This is a genomic window from Noviherbaspirillum album (assembly GCF_035916955.1).
In the GTDB taxonomy this organism is placed as follows: domain Bacteria; phylum Pseudomonadota; class Gammaproteobacteria; order Burkholderiales; family Burkholderiaceae_D; genus Noviherbaspirillum; species Noviherbaspirillum album.
Map to the genome: position 1 here is coordinate 95,259 of NZ_JAWIIV010000019.1, position 16,923 is coordinate 112,181.

The 16,923-nt window shown below is 57.8% G+C and carries 19 protein-coding genes; 3 read left to right on the top strand and 16 right to left on the bottom strand.

The window, feature by feature from the left end; all coding sequences use genetic code 11:
* Positions 1 to 105 precede the first annotated feature (105 nt).
* Together RY831_RS20535 and RY831_RS20540 are read right to left on the bottom strand one after the other, a co-directional pair.
* Complete coding sequence (locus RY831_RS20535; protein WP_326508241.1) at positions 106 to 2,214, bottom strand: cytochrome c biogenesis protein ResB; 2,109 nt, start codon at positions 2,212 to 2,214, stop codon at positions 106 to 108.
* A 99-nt stretch (positions 2,215 to 2,313) separates the two neighbouring features.
* Entirely contained in the window at positions 2,314 to 2,973 is a 660-nt protein-coding gene (locus RY831_RS20540; protein ID WP_326508242.1) for a c-type cytochrome, read from the bottom strand.
* Positions 2,974 to 3,221: 248 nt separating this feature from the next.
* Here RY831_RS20540 and yihA point away from each other — a divergent pair, with 248 nt between their 5' ends.
* The 3 genes from yihA to RY831_RS20555 all read left to right on the top strand — a co-directional run bounded on the left by yihA (position 3,222) and on the right by RY831_RS20555 (position 6,545).
* The gene (gene yihA, locus RY831_RS20545; protein WP_326508243.1) at positions 3,222 to 3,944 is read left to right on the top strand and encodes a ribosome biogenesis GTP-binding protein YihA/YsxC; all 723 of its coding nucleotides are present in this window, start codon (positions 3,222 to 3,224) and stop codon (positions 3,942 to 3,944) included.
* A 249-nt stretch (positions 3,945 to 4,193) separates the two neighbouring features.
* Complete coding sequence (gene hemB / locus RY831_RS20550) at positions 4,194 to 5,207, top strand: porphobilinogen synthase (RefSeq protein WP_326508244.1); 1,014 nt, start codon at positions 4,194 to 4,196, stop codon at positions 5,205 to 5,207.
* Between the two features lie 204 nt (positions 5,208 to 5,411).
* Positions 5,412 to 6,545 carry a magnesium transporter CorA family protein gene (locus RY831_RS20555; protein ID WP_326508245.1) on the top strand — a complete coding sequence of 378 codons (1,134 nt, stop codon included), beginning with the start codon at positions 5,412 to 5,414 and terminating at the stop codon, positions 6,543 to 6,545.
* Between the two features lie 83 nt (positions 6,546 to 6,628).
* Here the strand turns inward: RY831_RS20555 and RY831_RS20560 are convergent, their stop codons facing one another.
* From RY831_RS20560 to rplO, 14 genes are all read right to left on the bottom strand, one after another.
* Complete coding sequence (locus RY831_RS20560) at positions 6,629 to 7,267, bottom strand: peroxiredoxin (RefSeq protein ID WP_326508246.1); 639 nt, start codon at positions 7,265 to 7,267, stop codon at positions 6,629 to 6,631.
* Between the two features lie 119 nt (positions 7,268 to 7,386).
* The gene (dsbD, locus tag RY831_RS20565; RefSeq protein ID WP_326508247.1) at positions 7,387 to 9,189 is read right to left on the bottom strand and encodes a protein-disulfide reductase DsbD; all 1,803 of its coding nucleotides are present in this window, start codon (positions 9,187 to 9,189) and stop codon (positions 7,387 to 7,389) included.
* Positions 9,182 to 9,499 carry a divalent-cation tolerance protein CutA gene (gene cutA, locus RY831_RS20570; protein ID WP_326508248.1) on the bottom strand — a complete coding sequence of 106 codons (318 nt, stop codon included), beginning with the start codon at positions 9,497 to 9,499 and terminating at the stop codon, positions 9,182 to 9,184. Before cutA ends, dsbD begins: the two co-directional genes overlap by 8 nt.
* A 43-nt stretch (positions 9,500 to 9,542) precedes the next feature.
* Positions 9,543 to 10,328, bottom strand: coding sequence for an ABC transporter permease (locus tag RY831_RS20575; protein WP_326508249.1), 786 nt, complete (start codon positions 10,326 to 10,328; stop codon positions 9,543 to 9,545).
* A 4-nt stretch (positions 10,329 to 10,332) separates the two neighbouring features.
* On the bottom strand, positions 10,333 to 11,268 hold the full coding sequence (locus RY831_RS20580; RefSeq protein WP_437126304.1) for an ATP-binding cassette domain-containing protein: 936 nt from the start codon (positions 11,266 to 11,268) through the stop codon (positions 10,333 to 10,335).
* Positions 11,269 to 11,445: 177 nt separating this feature from the next.
* Positions 11,446 to 11,841, bottom strand: coding sequence for a 50S ribosomal protein L17 (gene rplQ, locus RY831_RS20585; RefSeq protein ID WP_326508250.1), 396 nt, complete (start codon positions 11,839 to 11,841; stop codon positions 11,446 to 11,448).
* Between the two features lie 154 nt (positions 11,842 to 11,995).
* A complete protein-coding gene (locus RY831_RS20590) occupies positions 11,996 to 12,973 on the bottom strand; it encodes a DNA-directed RNA polymerase subunit alpha (RefSeq protein WP_151632723.1) in 978 nt (325 codons plus the stop codon).
* 103 nt (positions 12,974 to 13,076) lie between these two features.
* The gene (rpsD, locus tag RY831_RS20595; protein ID WP_326508251.1) at positions 13,077 to 13,700 is read right to left on the bottom strand and encodes a 30S ribosomal protein S4; all 624 of its coding nucleotides are present in this window, start codon (positions 13,698 to 13,700) and stop codon (positions 13,077 to 13,079) included.
* A 174-nt stretch (positions 13,701 to 13,874) separates the two neighbouring features.
* The gene (gene rpsK / locus RY831_RS20600) at positions 13,875 to 14,279 is read right to left on the bottom strand and encodes a 30S ribosomal protein S11 (RefSeq protein ID WP_326508252.1); all 405 of its coding nucleotides are present in this window, start codon (positions 14,277 to 14,279) and stop codon (positions 13,875 to 13,877) included.
* 42 nt (positions 14,280 to 14,321) lie between these two features.
* Positions 14,322 to 14,687, bottom strand: a complete 366-nt coding sequence (gene rpsM, locus RY831_RS20605; protein ID WP_326508253.1) for a 30S ribosomal protein S13 — start codon at positions 14,685 to 14,687, stop codon at positions 14,322 to 14,324.
* A 27-nt stretch (positions 14,688 to 14,714) separates the two neighbouring features.
* Positions 14,715 to 14,828, bottom strand: coding sequence for a 50S ribosomal protein L36 (gene rpmJ / locus RY831_RS20610; protein WP_014004415.1), 114 nt, complete (start codon positions 14,826 to 14,828; stop codon positions 14,715 to 14,717).
* 31 nt (positions 14,829 to 14,859) lie between these two features.
* Positions 14,860 to 15,078, bottom strand: coding sequence for a translation initiation factor IF-1 (gene infA, locus RY831_RS20615; protein ID WP_010812378.1), 219 nt, complete (start codon positions 15,076 to 15,078; stop codon positions 14,860 to 14,862).
* A 36-nt stretch (positions 15,079 to 15,114) separates the two neighbouring features.
* Complete coding sequence (gene secY / locus RY831_RS20620; protein WP_326508254.1) at positions 15,115 to 16,446, bottom strand: preprotein translocase subunit SecY; 1,332 nt, start codon at positions 16,444 to 16,446, stop codon at positions 15,115 to 15,117.
* A gap of 25 nt (positions 16,447 to 16,471) precedes the next feature.
* Entirely contained in the window at positions 16,472 to 16,903 is a 432-nt protein-coding gene (gene rplO, locus RY831_RS20625) for a 50S ribosomal protein L15 (RefSeq protein WP_326508255.1), read from the bottom strand.
* Positions 16,904 to 16,923 lie beyond the last annotated feature (20 nt).

Sequence of the window (16,923 nt, forward strand, 5' to 3'; positions counted from 1 at the left end):
CCGGTTCACGGCGAGCCGCATTTCATACATTGCTTACGCATTGCCGGGGGTGCTTAAAACGAAGTGACCGCTTCGCACGCCCTGCCTGTTTGTTTTGATGCTAACTCAATTCGGTTTCACAAGCTGCGTCTTGAGCGTCTCGAATTCCTTTTCGAAATCCAGGGTCTTGCGCTGGGCGCTCAGCGCCATCAGCGCGTGCGTGCCGCCGGCTTCGTCCGGCTTCAGCCATACCCACAGGCGCCGTTCTCGGATGTAGAACATCGAGAATACGCCCAGCGTGAGCAGCAGGCAGCCGAAATACACGACGTTCTTTCCGGGCGACCTGGTGACCTGCAGCACCGATGCCTTGATTTCCTCGAACTCGTTGAGCTGAAGGTAGACCGGCGCCGCATAGAATGATGCGTCGGAAATGGCATTGGTTGCCAGCTGCAGGAAGCGGCCGTGCTTTTCATCTGCCGTGACTTCCTTGAGGCCATCCTTCAGACGCGCAGCTTGCCACAGTTCCCACATGCTGCCGTTCAGAATTTTCATGAAAATTTCTGCGGCTTTTTCCTGTTCCGCCGGTGGCACCCTTTCCAGGAAGCGCGAGACGGCCATGTAGCCGCTATCGCGCCCGTCGCCCGCAAAGATTTCCAGGCCGCGCAGCGCGGAGCGCTCGAGCTGCTCGCGCAGGTTGGCTGCGTTTTCCTTCTGCTCCGGCATTGCCTGCTGCGCATAGCGCTTTGCGGCCTGTTCGCGCAATCCGGCGTTGAACACCGCCGCGCGCAGCCGCATCCATTCCTGAACGGTATCGTCGTCGTCGGCAGGGATGCGCAGGTAGCGGAACGGTTCGCTCGGCGTTTCCCGCATTCCGGCAAGAAACACATAAGCGCCGTCGACTTCTACCGGCTGCATGTAGTTGTGGAATTCCTTGGCTTGCCCGTTCTTGTCGCGCAGCTTGTACTGCACGCTTGGACCGACATTCTTCAGATCCTTGTTGTTGGGATCCTTTGCTGCCGATCCCAGTTGCTTGTCGAGGCCGGCCGCGAATTTTTCATTGAAGCTCTTGGACTGATCGACCGCACGCACATCCTGGCCGCGCTGCGCCATGTTTTCCACATTGAACGGCCGGAACCCGCTCCACTCGATGGTGGTTTCGGAGCCCTTGTCGCTGGCCAGGGCCGTGGAACTGCCGACTTCGCCGGTGACGCCGAAGGTCTGGTACTCCGCGCCTCGCATGGAATGGCCGGTCACCTTGAGCCGGCTGCCGCCGTCGTCGAAGCTGGATTGATAGATGGCGATGCCCTTGTAGATCAGCGGCTCGTTGACCTTAATGGTGGCTTCAAACGTCTTGCCGGTCTCGGCATCGCGCACCACGACCTCGCTGGCGAACAGCTTGGGCATGCCGGTCGAGTAGTGTTCGACGATAAATTTTTTCAGCTGGATCGAAAACGGCAGCTCCTGCACAAGGACGCCGCTTTGCTGCGGAAGAATCGCGGTATTGGTAGTGCCGCCTTCAGGAATGAAGGTATTGCCGCGGAACGAAGGATTGCCCACACCGAGACGATGCTGCGCGGGAATATCGGCAATGATGCCACCGCCTCCGAACGCCGTTTTGCCGCCGAACCATTGCTGAAAGCGGATCGACAGGTCGGAATCGAGCAAGCCGCCGATGCAGATGATGACAATCGCGCTATGCGCAAAGATATAGCCCCACTTGTTGGCGGCACCCTGCTTGGCGGCGATCAGCACGCCACCGTCCTTGCCCACCACCTTGACCTTGTAGCCGCCGGCCGCGATACGCTGCGCGAGTTGCTGCGCGAAACCGGTCAGCGGAAATGAGGTGCTCCATTCCGCCTTGTGATGGAAATTCCGCAGCGACTGTTCGCGCACATTCTCGCGCCAGCTGCGCATGTCGCTGAGCATCTTGGGCGTGTTGCGGATGATGCACAGACTCGTGGACAGGACCAGGAATGCCATGATGAGCAGGAACCACCAGGTCGAATACACACTGTACAGGCCCAGCTTGCCGAACACCTCGAACCAGAACGGGCCGAACTGGTTGACGTAGTTCGGCATGGGCTCGTTCTGCTTGAGCACGGTGCCGATGACCGAGGCAATCGAAATCAGGGTCAGCAGGCTGATCGCAAAACGCATGGATGAAATCAGTTCGACGGCGTCGGCAAGCCAGCGTCGTTCTGTTTTCAGTTGTAACCCGGAGGTGCTTGTGCTCATGGATATTTAGACATCAAAACAAAACAAAAGAAAAGGGGGCGGCATTCGCCACCCCCTCCGTTTCTTGTTTCCTGCTTCTTTAGCTTAGGTGTTTTCTGTTTATTTCAAGCCGGCGATATAGTCGGACACTGCCTGAATCTCATCATCGGACATGCGCTTGGCAATGGTCGTCATTTGCGCGCTGTTGTTACGCGCACCGCTGCGGAAGGCGGTCAGCTGCGCGGCGGTATATTCCTGGTGCTGGCCGCCCAGGCGTGCGAATTGGGCGGGAATGCCGGCGCCGTTCGGGCCATGACAGGCGGCGCAAGCGGGAACATTCTTTTCCGCGATGCCGGCGCGATAGATCTTCTTGCCGAGTTCGACGGTATCCTTGTTGCGGGCGGCGCCCGGCTGCTGCTTCTGATTGTCGAGGTAGGCCGCGATGTTCCTCATGTCTTCATCGCTCAGCGCCTTCGAGATCGGCGTCATGATCGGGTTGTTGCGCTGCGGCGTCCTGAAATCGGCGAGCTGCTTGGCCAGGTATTCCGGATGCTGGCCCGCAATCTTTGGGTTCTGCGCAATGGTGGAATTGCCGGCAGGGCCATGGCAGGCCAGGCAGGCCGTGACGTTGCGGGACGCATCGCCCTGGGTGTAGATTGCTTCCCCTTTGGCAGGATCGGCCTTAGGCGCCTTTTTCTCTTCCGCTGCATAAGCCACCGAAGAGACTGCCAGCATTGCGACGAACAAGGACTTCACAAACGGTAAAAACGCACGGTTCATTCAAACACCCTGAGACTTGATATTAAAATTCTGGCCAGTGGCGGCGACTGCACCCCGCTTGCACGCCCGCCGGCAAGACATCGAAGCGATGGTTGCGGGCGGCACGCTGGCGCTGCAGCGCAAAATACCTTCGTGGCAGCACCGCAGCGGCGCAACACACATAACCTCTTATTGTACAATAGGTTTTTGCCGTTTTTACTTCCCTTGCTGCATTTTCTCTGCCGCTCTTCAAGCTTTTCATTTTCCCTATGTCCCTACTTTGGCAAGCCCGTTTCTTCACTACGGTGAACCATCTTCGCGATTTGCCAAAGACGCAAGTTCCGGAAATCGCCTTCGCCGGCCGCTCCAATGCCGGCAAGTCCACCGCCATCAACATCCTCTGCAATCAGAAAAAGCTTGCCTTCGCTTCGAAGACGCCCGGACGCACCCAGCACATCAACTATTTCTCGATCGGCGGCGCCCATGTTGCGCAGCACCGCAAGGACCCGACCAAGGTGGAGGAAATACGCGCGCTGCTGGTCGACCTGCCGGGCTACGGCTATGCCGAGGTGTCGGGCGATGCCAAGCTGCACTGGCAAAACCTGCTGGGCGATTACGTGCAGCGGCGCGAGCAGCTCGCCGCCCTGGTGCTTATCATGGATTCGCGCCGCCCCTTCACCGATCTCGATATCCAGATGCTGGAATGGTTTGCTCCGAGCGGAAAGCCGGTGCACTGCCTGCTGACCAAGGCGGACAAGCTGAACCGGAACGAATCGACCAACGCATTGCGCCTTGCCCGTACGGTGCTTAACAGTTATGTGGATGAACAGGGCCAGCCCTTCCCGTTCAGCGTACAGCTGTTTTCGGCATTGAAACGCATCGGCCTGGAAGAAGCGGACGAAAAGATTCAGGGATTGCTGGGCCTGGAAAATACGGAGCCTCAGGAAGAGAATTCCGGCGAAAGCCCTAGCACTGAAGACGATGAAGGCTGAATGCGCGGATTGCAGCGGAGCGTGCGGACAAAAAAAACCCTGGAGAAAGGGGAAGATCTCCAGGGCAGTAACGCCTTATCGCTTATGCCACGATAGGCCCCGCTCAGGGAGGAGAAGCGGGAGGTGAATGAACACCTATCGCTATGAGGGGACGACCGCCGAAAAAGTTTCATCGAATCGTATAAAGTTTGTTCATTCACTGGTTTTTGAAAACCGTCCCCACGCATCTTTTTCAAGCAACTTCTACCTATGCCCTATTCCTTTTCTCATTCCCGTTTTCCAGCCGTTCGCATGCGGCGCATGCGCAAGGATGCGTTTTCCCGTGCGCTGATGCGCGAAAATCACATTACGCCATCCGACCTGATTTATCCGGTCTTCATTCAGGAAGGCAAGAATGTGAGCGAGAAAGTCGCATCGATGCCGGGAGTCGAGCGGCTGTCGATCGATCGGCTGCTCGCCGTTGCGGAAGACTGCGTCGAGCTTGGTATTCCCGTGCTGGCGATTTTTCCGGTGATCAACCCCTCGATCAAGACGCCGGACGGTATTGAGGCTATCAATCCGGAAGGACTCGTGCCGCGCGCCGTACGTGAACTCAAGCAGCGCTTTCCCGAACTCGGCCTCTTGACGGATGTTGCGCTGGATCCGTACACCAGCCATGGCCAGGACGGCATATTGAACGCGGACGGCTATGTGCTCAACGATGAAACCACGTCCATCCTGGTCAAGCAGGCGCTGGTCCAGGCCGATGCCGGCGTCGATATCGTGGCACCGTCCGACATGATGGATGGCAGGATCGGCGCAATCCGCGATGCGCTCGAGGCGACGCAGCGCATTCATACGCGCATCATGGCGTATTCGGCCAAGTATGCGTCGGCCTTCTACGGCCCGTTCCGCGACGCGGTCGGCTCGGCCGCGAACCTCGGCAAGGGCAGCAAGGCGACGTACCAGATGGATCCGGCAAACAGCGACGAGGCGCTGCGCGAAGTCGCCCATGACCTGGAGGAAGGCGCCGACATGGTCATGGTCAAGCCCGGCATGCCTTATCTGGACATCGTGCGCCGCGTCAAGGACGAGTTCAAGGTGCCGACGTTCGCATATCAGGTCAGCGGCGAATACGCGATGATCAAGGCAGCGGCCCAGAACGGCTGGCTCGATCACGACAAGGCGATGATGGAATCGATGCTGGCCTTCAAGCGAGCCGGTGCGGATGGTGTCCTGACTTACTTCGCGCGGGATATTGCGCGTCACCTCCGGCAAAGCTGAGGAACCGCGGGAGGCTGGCTCCGGCATTGCCGCGCTTCCCTTGCATGCAAGGCAGGAGAAGCGGCGATGCGGGTCTGCCCTCGCCTCCCTTCCACTGCCTTTTCCCTGCCCGATTCGGTCTCCTGGTCCGCTTCATCGCGATTTCCTCGCCCGGGGCTTCATCGGCTGCGCCTGGCCTTAACGATCAACATTCGCTGTCCGTGCATGGAAATCTTTCACATTACCCCTTCGTGTATTACCCAGCTTGCTGATCCCAATGCGCAAATGCCTCCGGGCGGCTTCCTGTGGATCGATGCGACGCATGAAGAAGTCACGGCCGATACCCAGGCCTGGCGCGATGCGATCGAGCGCATGACGAACGTGCATGTCTATGACCTTCACCTGACCGATGCGATTAATCTGAATCATCCTTCCTATTTCGACTCCACCCAGGAGTACGCGATGGTCGTGTTCCGCAAGCTCGCGCTGGATGGCAGCAGCGATGCGCGCATCGACACCGATGCCGCTGGGCAGTCACGGAAGATTCCTCCGGCACTGACCAAACTGGCAACCCGGCCGGTGACATTCATGCTGATGGAAGGCGCGCTGGTCACCGTGCATGCATCGCAGAGCCGGACCATCGAAGGGGTACGCGCACGTTTGCTGGAGCAGCGCGCGCGCGGCAATGGCAATGGCAATGGCAATAACAATGGCAATCTCCATGTTGCCCGGCTGCCGTCATCGCCGGCGGAACTCATGCTGCGGCTCCTCAATGTCATGGTGGACCAGTACCTTGCGCTGCGCCAGCCGCTGAGCGGGCAGATCGACCGCTGGCAGCGTGCACTGCTCAATCCGCGCAGCCGCTTCAATGACTGGATGGCGCTGCTCGACGCACGCGTCGAACTGCGCAAGCTTGATCACCTGTGCGAAGGCCAGCGCGATGCGTTGCAGGAGCTTCGCGACTATCTCGTCGACACACAGGATGAGGGCGCTCCCAACCGCGGCATGGACCTGCTGCTGGTGAGGATCAACGACGTGATGGAACACATCACCCGGGTGCTCACCCATGCCCAGCGGATGGAAGCGAGCATTGAATCGGCGGTGCAGATTCACTTCTCCGCGATGGCGCACCGCACCAGCGAAATCATGCGCACTCTGACCGTCATTACCGCCCTGTTCATGCCGTTGACATTGATTACTGGCATATTTGGCATGAACTTCGATGAGATGCCGCTGCTGAAGGATGCCTTGGGCTTCTGGATCACGATTGGGCTGATGGGGGTCATCGTTGCCGGCCTGCTTCTTTTCTTCCACCGCAAGCGCTATCTCGAAGACAAGGCGACGGACGAGCATCGCTGACAGCAAAAAGCGCTCCCCGGAGCGCTTTTTAATTGATATCCAACTGATTCTTACTTTTTGCGTCTGGTCACAGGCAGACGGGCTTACTTGTTGGGCTGTGGCGTCAGGCGCAGGTAGGGACGCGGCGCCGTATATCCTTTCGGATACTTCTGCTTGATCACCGCTTCATCCTGCACAGTCAGCGGGATGATCACATCGTCGCCGTCCTTCCAGTTGCCCGGCGTGGCGACCGTGTAGCCGTCGGTCAGCTGCAGCGCATCGATGACGCGCAGCACTTCATCGAAGTTGCGGCCTGTGCTCATCGGATAGGTGATGATCAGTCTTACCTTCTTCTTCGGGTCGATCACGAACAGCGAGCGTACCGTTGCGCTTTCCGACTGGTTCGGATGAATCATGTCGTACAGCTGCGCGACGGACTTGTCGGCATCGGCAATGATGGGAAACCCGACGACGGTTTTCTGGGTGTCCTCGATATCCTTGATCCATTGCACATGCTTGTCAGCCGGGTCGACGGACAAGGCGATGGCCTTGACATTGCGCTTGTCGAATTCCGGTTTCAGCTTCGCCGTCAGGCCGAGTTCGGTAGTGCAGACCGGGGTGAAATCGGCCGGATGAGAGAACAGTACCACCCAGGAGTCGCCCGCCCACTCGTGGAATTTGATCTTGCCGATGGACGAATCCTGCTCGAAATCGGGTGCGGTATCGCCAAGCCGTAATGTCATGTCGTTCTCCCAGTCAGTTATTGAACGCTTAACTATAGTGGGTTGCGTTCGGCTGCTCAAGAATAAAGTTGTCAGTTTCTTATAACCATACCGAATATGCGTATGCGATGCCGGCCAAACTAAAGTTTCCCCGCCTTTTCAAGGACGTCGAGAAACTTGTCGGCATTCTGATATCCGATCACGCGGCCGCCGGAAATCTCGCGGCCCTGCTTGTCGAAGAAAATAATGGCCGGCGGTCCGAAAAGATTGAAGCGCTTGAGCAGGCGCCTGTCGTCCTCGTTATTCGCCGTGACGTCGGCCTGAAGCAGGAGCATTTCCGAAAACCTTGCCTGGATGCGCGGATCCGAAAAAGTCAGCTTCTCCATTTCCTTGCAGGAGACGCACCAGTCGGCATAGAAGTCGAGCATCACGGTCTTGCCGCCCGCCTTCGCGATTTCCGCATCCAGGTCCGCCAGCGAAGTCACGCGGACGAACTTGGTGTGCCGGGCCTCTCCGTCCAGGTGGGCGAGCGGTGCCAGCGCATCGCGGCCGCCGGTGGCCACGCCTACCAGCTGCACCAGGCCCAAGCCGGCGAAGACCAGTGCCAGCAGCTTCGCCCGCCAGCCGTGCCTCGCGGCACGAAGCAGGTAAATGCCATAGCCGATGCCGAGCATCGCCCAGCCCAGCATGGGAACCCAGCCGGGCGTGACCGGTGCAATGATCCAGAGCGCCATGGCCAGCATCAGGATGCCGAAAAACAGCTTGACCGACTGCATCCATGCGCCGGCGCGCGGCAGCAATGTTCCGGCAGACAGGCCGACCAGCAGCAATGGCACGCTCATGCCGATGGCCATCGCAAACAGGGCGCTACCGCCGATCACGACGTTGCGGGTCTGGCTGATATAGAGCAGCGCGCCCGCCAGCGGCGCGGCAACGCAGGGGCCGACGATCAGCGCGGAAATGGCTCCCATGCTGAAGACGCCAAGGAACCTGCCCGACACCTGTTTCCCGGAGGCGGCGCTCAGGCGCTGCTGGATCGCGGCCGGCACCTGCAGTTGGTAGACATCGAACATCGACAGCGAAAGAACGGCGATCAGCAGCGCGAATGCGCCGAGCACCCATGGATTCTGCAGCGCCGCGGCAAGTCCCTCGCCGGCGAGTCCGGCGGCGATCCCCATCGCGGTATAGATCAGCGCCATGCCGAGCGAATAGGCGACCGACAACGCAAGGCCGCGGCCGCGGCTGACCTGCCCGCCGTCGCCAATGATGATCGATGACAGGATGGGGACCATCGGCAGCACGCATGGCGTAAAGGAAAGACCCAGTCCAAGCAGAAGGAACAGCGGAAGTATGCCAAGCAGGTTGCCGCTTTGCAGCGCGGCTTCGATACGCCCGGTCTCGCCGTCGGGCTGGAATGCCGGTGGTGCGCCCGCAATCGATATCGCAGCCTGCTCCTGACCGCCGCGAATCGCGGACAGCAACCCTCCGCCGCCGGGCGAGAGCGTGGCGACCGACTCCATCGGCGCATAGCACAGACCCTGATCGGCGCAACCCTGCGACATGACCTTGAGACTAAAACTTGAGGCCGCAGTCACTGGAAGAGTGATGGCAACCGCCTTGCGATAGGTCTCGACGTCTTTCTGGAAGGTCTCGTCGAACTTGATTTTTCCATCCGGGATCACGGGTGTGCCAAGCTGCGCGCCCGTTGCGCTGAACGCGAAGCGCTCGCGGTACATGTAATAGCCATCCGCAATGGTGAAGGTGATTTCGGCAGTGCCGGGATCGATCATCCTCGCCGCAAATTTGAAGGCTTTTTCCGGCGGCAGAAAGTCGTCTTCCGCCTGTGCAACATGAGGCAACAACAGGCACAGCCACGCGGTCGCAATGACGAACAGGCGCGTCATTGCGCGATAAGCCGTGCTGGCGCAGAGCGAGTCAGACATCCACATCCTTCCTTGTTTCGGCAACCAGCCATTGTAGATACGCAGGCAATCCGTGCAGGATCGGCAGCGCAATGATTTCCGGCACCTCATACGGGTGGAGGCGCCTGATCACCGTTTCGATTTCATCATAGCGGTCCATCGTCGATTTCACCATGATTGCGATCTCCGCGGCATCCTCGACCTTGCCTTCCCAGCGATAGACAGATTGGATGGGGGGCAGGATGTTCACGCATGCGGCGGTGCGCATGCCGACCAGTTCGCCGGCGATGCGCCTGGCCGTGGCCTGGTCGGGCACGTTCGTGATAATCAATAGCGGTTGTTGGCTGGCGGAATGCATTGACACGATCTGGATTTTATTTGAGAAGTCGCCGGCGGGTCAGGACCGTGGCGATATAGAAGCCGGCAATACTGTACGCCAGCAGCACGCCGATGTCAGCCGCAGGTGTGGCGGGCCACTCGCCGAGAATCAGCGGTCGGATCAGGCTGACGGCCGCACCCAGGGGCAGGAGCTGGGCAAACCACTGCAGCCACGGCGGCAACTGGGCTACCGGATAATACACCCCCGACAGGAACACCATCGGGGTCAGTACGAGCGTGAAATAATAAGTGAAAAAATCGTAACCCTTTGCCATGGCATTAATGATCAGTCCGAGGGAAGCGAACGCGATTCCGATCAAAAACAGCAGCGGCAATACCAGGAACACCTTGCCGTGCAGCCCGATTCCCAGCAGGAAAATCACGCCAAGGATCGCCACGCCGGAGAACAATGCCTTGGTCGCCGCCCACAGCATTTCGGCAAGCACTACGTCATCAAGTGCCAGCGGTGCATTCAGCAAGGCTTCCCATGTTTTCTGCACATGCATGCGGGAGAATGCCGAATACAGGGTTTCGAAGGAGGCAGCCATCATGACCGACATGCAGATCGAACCGGATGCCAGAAACTGAATGTACGGTACGCCGTCAATCGACTGCAACAGGCTGCCCAGCCCATAGCCGAACGCAATCAGCGTGATCAACGGGTCGGCAATGTTCCCAAGTATGCTTGCCAGGGCCAGCTTCTTCCAAACAAGGAGGTTGCGCCTCCAGATCGGAATGAAGCGCAGCGAGCAGACCGGCAGCGCGTAACGGGCGGAGGGCATGTTTTCAATCCCTCATTTCGCGTCCGGTCAACTTCAGGAACAGGTCTTCAAGGTTCGCGGGGCGATGCAGATAGCGCACGCCGCTGGCGCCATGCAGGCTGGCCAGCAAGCCTTTCGCATCATTGGTATAGCAAAATACTGTTTCGCCGCTGATTTCCATTCGTCCTGCATGCCGGATACCGTCAGAGCGGCCCCAGGCGATTGCGCCGTCGCCGTACACTTCCACCACTTCGGCCTCGATATGTTCGGCGATCAATGCATGCGGAGCGCCTTCGGCGATCAGCTTGCCATGATCGATGACCGCCAGTCGATCACACAGGCGTTCCGCCTCGTCCATGAAATGGGTGGTGAGCACAATGGTCTTTCCCTCATTCAGCAAGGATTTCAGGCGATCCCATATCATGTGGCGAGCTTGTGGATCGAGGCCGGTGGTCGGCTCGTCCATGAAGATGAGATCCGGATCATTCACCAGCGCGCGCACCAGCGTAAGGCGGCGCTTCATGCCACCGGAAAGCTCGCCGATGTTGGCAGTTCTCTTGGCGGTCAGGTTAGCGAATTCCAGCAATTTCGGAATGCGGGCCTTGATCACGTCTTCCGCCAGGCCAAAATAGCGTCCGAACACCAGTAGATTTTCCTCGACCGTGAAGTCCGGGTCGAGGTTGTCGCCTTGCGGTACGACACCGACTCTCACCCTGGCCGCACGGGCCTGTTTGGGTACCGGGTATCCGACTAATCGTATCTCGCCGCTATCGGGCTCGGTCAGGCCTAGACAAAGCCGCAAGGTCGTTGTCTTGCCCGCGCCGTTCGGGCCAAGCAGACCGTAACATTCCCCGCGCCGCAGCGAGAAGGAAACACCGTCCACGACAAGCGCTCGTGCCTTTCCCATGCCATAGGACTTACGGAGATCGGACACGGAAAGGACATCGGAGGAATCGAGCATGCAGCGCCGGGTTCTGACACAAAGCGCATATCTTGCCACAAACGTCCAAACGACATTGAAGGCGGCTCAAGCGCCAGGACAGGTCCATGCAAGGCAAACGGCAAAGCCCAATGCAAAAAGCCAGGCAGTAGACATGCCTGGCTTTTTCAAATGCTCAGCCCTTGTGCAGGGCGGCGATTATTCTGCAGTTTGCACTTCGGTTGCGTCGCTGATTTCCGGACGATCGACCAGTTCAACGAACGCCATCGGTGCGTTGTCGCCCTGGCGGAAACCCATCTTCAGGATACGCAGGTAGCCGCCGTTGCGGTTTGCATAACGGGGGCCCAGTTCGGCGAAGAGCTTGAGGACGATCTCGCGGTCACGCAGGCGGGAGAATGCCAGACGCTTGTTCGACAGGTTGTCGGTCTTGCCCAGTGTGAGGATGGGCTCGACGACGCGGCGCAGTTCCTTCGCTTTCGGCAGCGTGGTCTTGATCGCTTCATGACGCAGCAGGGAGACGGTCATGTTGCGGAGCATTGCCAGACGGTGGGAAGAAGTACGATTCAGTTTGCGTAGACCGTGACGGTGGCGCATGTTATTTCCTTTCAGTTTGAGTTTGAATCCAGCTCTTCTATCAATCGATCTCTGTCGAATGCGGGCCGGTAATGATTAATGTTGCAAGTACCAATTACTGCTGGAACAGCGGGAGCGGGATTATAACCGCTCCCTGCTGTCCTTGGGGCCGGAATTACTTTTCCAGACCTGCCGGCGGCCAGTTTTCAAGCTTCATGCCGAGCGTCAGACCGCGCGAGGCGAGAACTTCCTTGATCTCGTTGAGCGACTTACGGCCAAGGTTCGGCGTTTTGAGCAGTTCGTTTTCGCTGCGCTGGATCAGATCGCCGATGTAGTAGATGTTCTCGGCTTTCAGGCAGTTCGCGGAACGCACTGTAAGCTCGAGGTCGTCGACCGGGCGCAACAGGATCGGGTCGACCGAAGGAGCGCGCGACGGCGCCTCGGCGGCCGCTTCCGTGCCTTCCAGGGCGGCAAACACGTTAAGCTGGTCGACCAGCACGCGGGCCGACTGGCGAATCGCCTCTTCAGGCGAAATGACGCCGTTTGTCTCGATATTGATGACGAGCTTGTCGAGGTCGGTACGTTGTTCCACGCGAGCGGACTCGACCGCATAGGAAACGCGGCGGACCGGCGAGAACGATGCATCGAGGATGATACGTCCAATAGTCTTGTTCGCGTCCTCGGACAGGCGGCGAACGTTGCCGGGAACGTATCCACGGCCTTTTTCAACCTTGATCTGCATATCGAGCTTGCCGCCGGCAGTCAGATGTGCAATCACGTGTTCCGGATTGATCAGCTCGACATCATGCGGCAGATCGATGTCCGAAGCGTAGACCGCGCCTTCGCCATCCTTCTTCAGCGTCAGCGTGACTTCGTCACGATTGTGCAGCTTGAATACCACGCCTTTCAGGTTGAGCAGCATGTCGACCACGTCTTCCTGTACGCCATCAAGCGAGGAATACTCGTGAACGACACCGGCGATGGTCACTTCGGTCGGCGCATAGCCAACCATCGACGACAGCAGAACGCGACGCAGCGCATTGCCGAGCGTATGGCCGTAACCGCGCTCGAAAGGCTCCATGACGACCTTTGCGTGACCGGCACCAAGTGCCTCAACTTCAATGATACGGGGCTTCAACAGACTGTTTTGCATGAAATGTCCTCTTCAATACCCTCGGCTCGTTACACCGATAAGGCTGATGGCATTACAAAGAAACCCGCCTCGCTTCTCAGCGAGGCGGGCGGGGGAAAAACGATTAGCGGGAATACAATTCAACGATCAGAGATTCGTTGACGTCATTGGCGATTTCGGTACGGTCCGGCATCGATTTGAATGTGCCTTCCATTTTCTTCGCGTCGACGGCAACCCAGGAGGGCATGCCGCCCTGCTCTGCCAGCGACAGCGCTTCAATGATACGAGCCTGCTTCTTCGCCTTTTCGCGGACCGCGACGACGTCGCCTGCCCTGACTTGGTAGGAAGCAATATTGACTACTTCACCATTGACGGTGAACGCCTTGTGGCTGACCAGCTGACGCGCTTCGGCGCGCGTTGAACCGAAGCCCATGCGATAGGCAACATTGTCCAGACGGGATTCGAGCAGCTTCAGCAGGTTCTCGCCGGTATTGCCCTTGCGGCGGTCCGCTTCGGCAAAGTAACGGCGGAACTGGCGCTCGAGAATACCGTACATACGCTTGACCTTCTGCTTTTCACGCAGCTGATTACCGTAGTCCGATGTACGTGCACCGGATGTACGACCATGCTGACCCGGCTTGGAGTCCAGCTTGCACTTGGAATCCAGCGAGCGGCGCGAGCTCTTAAGAAACAGGTCGGTGCCTTCACGGCGGGAGAGTTTTGCTTTGGGTCCGATATAACGTGCCACGTTAATTTCCTTTTGTAAATGACGCCCCGGACCGGAGGTAGAAACCCCGGCAGGCGCTAGTCTGATCTCGCCGCAGCGGAAGGCAGACAGTGGTCTTAAGAACAAAACCCGCCAAAGTTTCTGGCGGGCGATACTATGTATTGCAACCTGCTATTGTAACGCGTCGGTACCGATTTAGATACGACGACGCTTCGGCGGACGGCAACCGTTATGCGGAACCGGCGTGACATCCTGAATCTGGGTGATTTTAATGCCCAGGTTGTTCAGTGCACGAACGGCGGATTCACGGCCAGGGCCCGGACCCTTGATACGCACTTCAAGGTTCTTGACGCCGCACTCGACAGCAACCTTACCGGCTGCTTCGGCTGCAACCTGAGCTGCAAAGGGAGTGGACTTGCGGGAGCCCTTGAAGCCAGCGCCGCCCGATGTCGCCCAGGACAATGCATTGCCCTGACGGTCGGTGATGGTGATGATCGTGTTGTTGAAGGACGCGTGGATATGCGCGATGCCTTCCGCAACGTTCTTTTTAACTTTTTTCCGCACGCGTGCCGCAGCGGAGTTATTCGGGGCTTTTGCCATGGTGATTTCCTTGAATCCGACTTCCAGTCAAACGGCGCTGAATTATTTCTTCAGCGACTGAGCTGCCTTGCGCGGGCCTTTGCGTGTACGCGCATTGGTGCGGGTACGCTGGCCGCGAGCCGGCAAGCCTTTCCGATGGCGCATGCCACGGTAGCAACCCAGGTCCATCAGGCGCTTGATGCTCATCGAAACTTCACGACGCAGGTCTCCCTCAACGACAAACTTGCCGATTTCGTCGCGCAGCTTCTCCAGCTCGTTATCGTCCAGGTCCTTGACCTTCTTCGTGGTCGGAACACCCGTCTTGGTGCAGATGTCTTCGGCGCGCGGACGGCCGATTCCATAAATCGCTGTCAAGCCGATAACGGTGTGTTGATGGTTGGGGATGTTGACCCCTGCAATACGTGCCATTCGTTATTCCTCGATCAATAACGTTAATTAACCTTGGCGCTGCTTATGACGCGGTTCTGTGCAGATTACACGAACAACGCCCTTGCGCTTGATGATCTTGCAGTTGCGGCAGATCCGCTTTACTGATGCGAGCACTTTCATTTTCGCCCTCTTTCTTACAGTTCTGGTTACTTTATTTGGTACGGAACACGATTCGTGCCCGGCTTAAATCGTACGGTGTCAATTCAACTGTGACTTTATCGCCAGGAAGAATGCGTATGTAATTCATACGCATTTTTCCGGAAATATGTCCGAGAACAACGTGCCCGTTTTCCAACTTGACTCTAAACGTTGCATTGGGAAGATTCTCTAGAACTTCCCCCTGCATCTGGATTACATCGTCTTTTGCCATTCGCTTCGCTCTTCTTCTGGGTCGCCTATCGCGTCACTATCGTGTCGGGATGCCACCCTTGAAATTCGCTTTGCGAAGAAGCGACTCGTACTGCTGCGACATCACATAATTCTGAACCTGTGCCATGAAGTCCATTGTTACGACCACGATAATCAGCAGTGAAGTGCCGCCAAAATAGAAAGGCACCTTCCACCTTGCGATCAGAAACTCCGGCAGCAAGCAAACCAGTGTGATGTACACCGCACCAACAAGAGTCAGACGCATCAGAATCTTGTCGATATACCGGGCGGTCTGATCACCCGGGCGGATGCCTGGAACGAATGCACCACTCTTCTTCAGGTTGTCCGCGGTTTCTTTGCTATTGAATACCAGAGCGGTATAGAAGAAGCAAAAGAACACAATTGCGACAGCATACAGCAAGGCATGGATCGGCTCGCCTGGCGCCAGCGAAGCAGCGAGATCCTTCAGGAAGCGAACAAATGCATTATTTGCTTCACCCGAAGTGAACCAGCTGGTAATCGTCGCTGGAAACAGGATGATCGACGAAGCGAAAATCGGAGGAATTACACCCGCCATGTTCAGCTTCAACGGCAGATGACTGCTTTGTCCGCCGTAGATCTTGTTTCCGACTTGCCGCTTGGCATAGTTGACGAGGATCTTTCGCTGACCGCGTTCAATGAACACAACCAGGTAAGTCACCGCCGCTACGATTACGCAAATCAATATCGCCGACAATGCGCTCATCGAACCGGTGCGAACCAACTCGAACAAGCCCCCTATTGCGCTTGGCAAGCCAGCCGCAATACCTGCGAAGATGATGATCGAAATACCATTTCCCAGCCCGCGCTCAGTGATCTGCTCACCAAGCCACATCAGGAACATCGTCCCTGTCACCAGAGTTATTGCAGTCGTCAAGCGAAACGCTAGGCCCGGCTCAATGACCAGACCAGCCTGCGACTCCAATGCAACTGCAATGCCGAACGCCTGGAAAGCTGCCAATACGAGAGTGCCATAGCGCGTGTACTGGGTAATCTTTCGTCTGCCCGCTTCGCCTTCCTTCTTTAGCGCCTCAAGCTGAGGCGAAACGACGGACATCAGTTGCATGATGATCGATGCCGAGATATACGGCATGATTCCCAATGCAAAGATGGTAAAGCGAGAAAGTGCACCGCCGGAGAACATGTTAAACATTCCCAGGATACCGCCCTGGTTTTGTCTGAACAGTTCAGCCAACTGTGTCGGATCGATTCCCGGGACGGGAATGTGCGCTCCGATTCGATAAACTACCAGTGCAGCGAGCAGGAACCACAGGCGACCCCATGGAAATCCGCTTGCAGCGCTTTTAGCGAGTTGGGGTGTCGTCGCCAATTATTGCTCCGGACATATCGGTCGCTTACGCAACCGAACCACCTGCGGCTTCGATTGCAGCTTTAGCACCCTTAGTCGCGATCAAGCCCTTGATCGTGACTTTCTTCGTCAGTTCGCCAGCCTTGATGACACGGACGACGCGAGCGAGTTGGGATACCAGGCCGGCCTGCTTTACCGCGAGCAGATCGATTTCCGCGACAGGAAGATTCTCCAGGTCGCCGAGACGAACTTCCGCCTTGTAAGGCGTTGCGAGTGACTTGAAACCGCGCTTCGGCAGACGACGCTGCAGCGGCATCTGACCGCCTTCGAAGCCGACCTTGTGGAAGCCGCCCGAACGAGATTTCTGACCCTTGTGACCACGGCCTGCTGTCTTGCCCAGGCCGGAACCGATACCGCGTCCGACGCGACGCTTAGCGTGCTTTGCGCCGTCCGCAGGTTGAATGTTATTCAATTCCATGATTTGCTCCGTTCGCAAGC

Excerpts from the sequence above, each read along its gene's own strand:
- rpsM (WP_326508253.1), bottom strand. The coding sequence starts at position 14,687 with ATGGCACGTATTGCAGGGGTCAACATCCCCAACCATCAACACACCGTT.
- rplQ (WP_326508250.1), bottom strand. The coding sequence starts at position 11,841 with ATGCGCCACCGTCACGGTCTACGCAAACTGAATCGTACTTCTTCCCAC.
- RY831_RS20540 (WP_326508242.1), bottom strand. The coding sequence starts at position 2,973 with ATGAACCGTGCGTTTTTACCGTTTGTGAAGTCCTTGTTCGTCGCAATG.
- RY831_RS20560 (WP_326508246.1), bottom strand. The coding sequence starts at position 7,267 with ATGACATTACGGCTTGGCGATACCGCACCCGATTTCGAGCAGGATTCG.
- RY831_RS20590 (WP_151632723.1), bottom strand. The coding sequence starts at position 12,973 with ATGCAAAACAGTCTGTTGAAGCCCCGTATCATTGAAGTTGAGGCACTT.
- rpsK (WP_326508252.1), bottom strand. The coding sequence starts at position 14,279 with ATGGCAAAAGCCCCGAATAACTCCGCTGCGGCACGCGTGCGGAAAAAA.
- yihA (WP_326508243.1), top strand. The coding sequence starts at position 3,222 with ATGTCCCTACTTTGGCAAGCCCGTTTCTTCACTACGGTGAACCATCTT.
- hemB (WP_326508244.1), top strand. The coding sequence starts at position 4,194 with ATGCCCTATTCCTTTTCTCATTCCCGTTTTCCAGCCGTTCGCATGCGG.
- dsbD (WP_326508247.1), bottom strand. The coding sequence starts at position 9,189 with ATGTCTGACTCGCTCTGCGCCAGCACGGCTTATCGCGCAATGACGCGC.
- infA (WP_010812378.1), bottom strand. The coding sequence starts at position 15,078 with ATGGCAAAAGACGATGTAATCCAGATGCAGGGGGAAGTTCTAGAGAAT.
- RY831_RS20535 (WP_326508241.1), bottom strand. The coding sequence starts at position 2,214 with ATGAGCACAAGCACCTCCGGGTTACAACTGAAAACAGAACGACGCTGG.
- RY831_RS20580 (WP_437126304.1), bottom strand. The coding sequence starts at position 11,268 with ATGCTCGATTCCTCCGATGTCCTTTCCGTGTCCGATCTCCGTAAGTCC.
- RY831_RS20575 (WP_326508249.1), bottom strand. The coding sequence starts at position 10,328 with ATGCCCTCCGCCCGTTACGCGCTGCCGGTCTGCTCGCTGCGCTTCATT.
- rpmJ (WP_014004415.1), bottom strand. The coding sequence starts at position 14,828 with ATGAAAGTGCTCGCATCAGTAAAGCGGATCTGCCGCAACTGCAAGATC.
- rplO (WP_326508255.1), bottom strand. The coding sequence starts at position 16,903 with ATGGAATTGAATAACATTCAACCTGCGGACGGCGCAAAGCACGCTAAG.
- RY831_RS20555 (WP_326508245.1), top strand. The coding sequence starts at position 5,412 with ATGGAAATCTTTCACATTACCCCTTCGTGTATTACCCAGCTTGCTGAT.